The sequence below is a fragment of the Variovorax sp. P1_G12 genome (assembly GCF_056405555.1).
In genome coordinates, this window is record NZ_JBFUBW010000083.1 from 1 (window position 1) to 2,943 (window position 2,943).

General features: G+C 59.1%; 3 protein-coding genes. 1 reads left to right on the forward strand and 2 read right to left on the reverse strand.

Annotated elements, in window-relative coordinates; all coding sequences use genetic code 11:
• Positions 1–1,147: G1 family glutamic endopeptidase (locus AC1D2O_RS37570; protein ID WP_478158918.1), on the reverse strand; the 1,147-nt coding region annotated here is incomplete at its 3' end.
• A gap of 576 nt (positions 1,148–1,723) precedes the next feature.
• On the reverse strand, positions 1,724–2,575 hold the full coding sequence (locus tag AC1D2O_RS37575) for an FRG domain-containing protein (RefSeq protein ID WP_477650745.1): 852 nt from the start codon (positions 2,573–2,575) through the stop codon (positions 1,724–1,726).
• Positions 2,576–2,760: 185 nt separating this feature from the next.
• On the opposite strand from AC1D2O_RS37575, the gene AC1D2O_RS37580 reads away from it, so the two are divergent.
• A partial coding sequence (locus tag AC1D2O_RS37580) for a transposase (RefSeq protein ID WP_477650651.1) occupies positions 2,761–2,943 on the forward strand: 183 nt, incomplete at its 3' end.

Consider the following 2,943-nt stretch of genomic DNA (forward strand, 5'->3'; position numbering starts at 1 on the left):
GGCCTGGCAGGGGGTGCCAATCCGGCAACCATTGCCATTGCCCCGGACGAGCAGGATCGGGCCAAGCGCTTGTCCAAACATGGCCGTCGTTGCCGATGACAAACAGGTCGAGGTGATCGGGTTTTCGTGACACCGCAGCGATCTTCTGCTTCTGACCGTCGAACACCGCCGCTCCTGGCAACCGGAAAAACCCCGTATCCAGGTAGTCGATCCTGAGCGCATCGGTTTTCAGGGTGACCTGCGTCAATGACCTCCCGAACGCGACGATGTCGGTCGTGTCACCGGTGTTCGGGTCGGCGGTGAATGTACCGTTCGCGTCGGAACCAAACGCCGCAATGAAGCTCACCGGCGTGAACCTGGGGATTGACGTGCCAGGCTCGCCGGTGTTCGGTGCCTCGACAATCCACTCCACGCTGTTGCCGCTGAACGATGCGCCGGGCGGCGCAGCGAGTTGGATGCTGAAATAGCGCCCACGATCGACGTTACCGAACATCACAAAGCCCTGTCCGTTCAGATAGTGGACGCCGACGAACACCTCGTCGCCGGGTCCAATGGGCATGTTCTCGATGTTGGTCTGGTAAATGTACTTCGGCGATCCATTGACCGTCGGTGCAAACCACTCGTACCAGGCGACGTAGATCGTCGAGCCGTCGGCGCCGACGGATTGTTGGACGCCAGCTTGGAGTACGTCATTGGAACCGTAGGTCCCGTCAATGCCCACCCAGCAGGACGAGTCCCAGCCGCCATCAGTCCCGGGTGGAGTTGAGGGCATGCTCACCGTAGGCACTCGCCAAATGCCAACGGCATGCGCCCAGGTCCCAGGGACCGTGCTTCCAGCCCACTTATTCGATGTAAACGCAGTGTTTGCGACCTTGCGCTGCGGCGTCAGTCGATGGGTGACGCCGATCTGCGGCACGAGACGCGGGACGATGCGTGCCTCAACTGGCCATTCTCGGCTGAGCAGCCGCTGACGAATCGCAGCGACACGTAAATCGGTGTGGTCCAGCGGGCCACTGAGCAGTTCATTCGCAATCGCTTCCGAATGACTCATTCGTGCGTCCGCGTCTCCCCTGGTCATTCTGATCGCCGTGACGCCGGCGAGGTTCGTATCTGCGAGCTTGAAGATCTTCGAGGCAACTTGAGCCATGGAATTCTCCCAATGGAACGAACCAAGGCGTCTCACGAGGACGCTCGACAACCAACTCTTCGCCGAAGGCACGATCGATGAATGTCCAATCTGCGCCTCATGGCAATCCTCAATCGCAGGGCGCGTATGCGCGCTGCACCACGCGGTCAGTCTAGCCAGCATTGAGTGGAGTAGCCACCTCCAGGGCCTGGCATTGAAGCTTCAGCCTCCTCTCGTTTGTGGATGCCACCGCGGCAATCGCCTGATCACATTGGCGTAGCTTCAACGACCCTGTGGCTCTGGCAGTCGCTGTCATACTCGTTGAGGCCCCAGTGGGTTATCACCCTCAAAGCCCCACCGATGATGTCGATTGGTGTAAATGGCGAAAGAGTAGCCCGCAGATCGTGGCGACGAATCCGGCGCTTTTCGGTGCGATGCCCTGCATCGGTCCAAGGCCCCGAGCAAAGACATCAAGTGTCCCGACCTGATCAACAAGGACCAACTGAAGAAGGCAATCAACTGAAAAGCCGTTTGACATGAGCCGCGCCGGTAGGCGTCCGCTCGATGAAAGGGTTAGCGGTCGATCGCGGTGTCAGACTAGTAGAGTTCGGTTCGCAGTGCCTCAAACTCCCAACGGAGGAATCTTCCCAAGCCCACGATGTCAGGGAAGAGCGACTTCGCACTGATTTTCTTCTCCTCTGCCAAGAAGCGAAGGATGTCCCGCTTGCGACTTGCGCGGACCAAATGCCGGCCGAAGAAATCCCCGGGCTTGTCATTGCCAGTCTTCTTAGTTGCCAAACGCCAAAGTAGGTCTGCGTGGTCGACCGTCGCATTGTCACTCGCGGTGAGCCGTCCCTTCTGCGCGCGCAGCCGTGCATTGGACATTGGGTCCATCACTGCTATGTAGGGCATGCCCCACTTCGGGTGATAGTTCGCTGGTCTCATGCCTATTGACTCAGACACGATGTCCTTGACTTGATCTTTCGGCATGTCGTCGGGCGTGGGGTCAAGAACCGCTTCGCTGACAAACCACAGTTCGGCGTCTTGATCTGAGTGGGACGCGCACGCGAAGTACGCCGCCACCCAAACACTCTCAGTCCAGTCAAGGAGACGACTAGGTACTTCGTAGTGCTGCATAAGACTAAGGACGTCAACCTCCGACTTGGTGACGAGGTCTTGGCCAGACGGCATGTCGTTGGGTAGAGCGTCGAGTTCGACATAGTGCTTGCGGAAACTCTCGAGCAGTCGCCTTTCGAGCAACACAGCTGCGTCGTACGCTCCACCTTGAACCGAGCGTGCGAGCGTTGGCTGCAGGTTGCTGTGTACCTGGGACTGTCCGCGGTACAGCATCGGTGCAGTGCAGGAACTGATTCGCTCAAGGTGATCAGCCCAGGTCAGCAAATCGGATGGCGACTTGATCTCAGCTCGGGTAAGGTCTGTCAGATTCATGCGGTAAGTTTTCGGTACACGTCTGGTATGGGTTTCGTGGGCCTAACGTTTGACATGAGAGGCCCGACCGGGCCGGGGCGAGTCCGCTCGCATCACCGCGCACCTTGAGTTGAGTCTTCAGCTGACCCTGCCCCGATTTCACGTACACCAAGAAGTTGGAAACTTGAGCTGTATGGAGAATCGAAATGCGAGATAGCAAGCTGCCGAAACGGCAGTACACGGATGAATTCAGGGTCGAGGCGACCAGACTGGCGGAATCGGTCGGCAGCCACGAGGCGGCACGCCGGCTGGGGGTGCCGGTGGCAACGGTGGGCAACTGGAAGCGGCGGCGAGCGACGACCGGCGTTCCGGCACCCGAGGCCATTGGA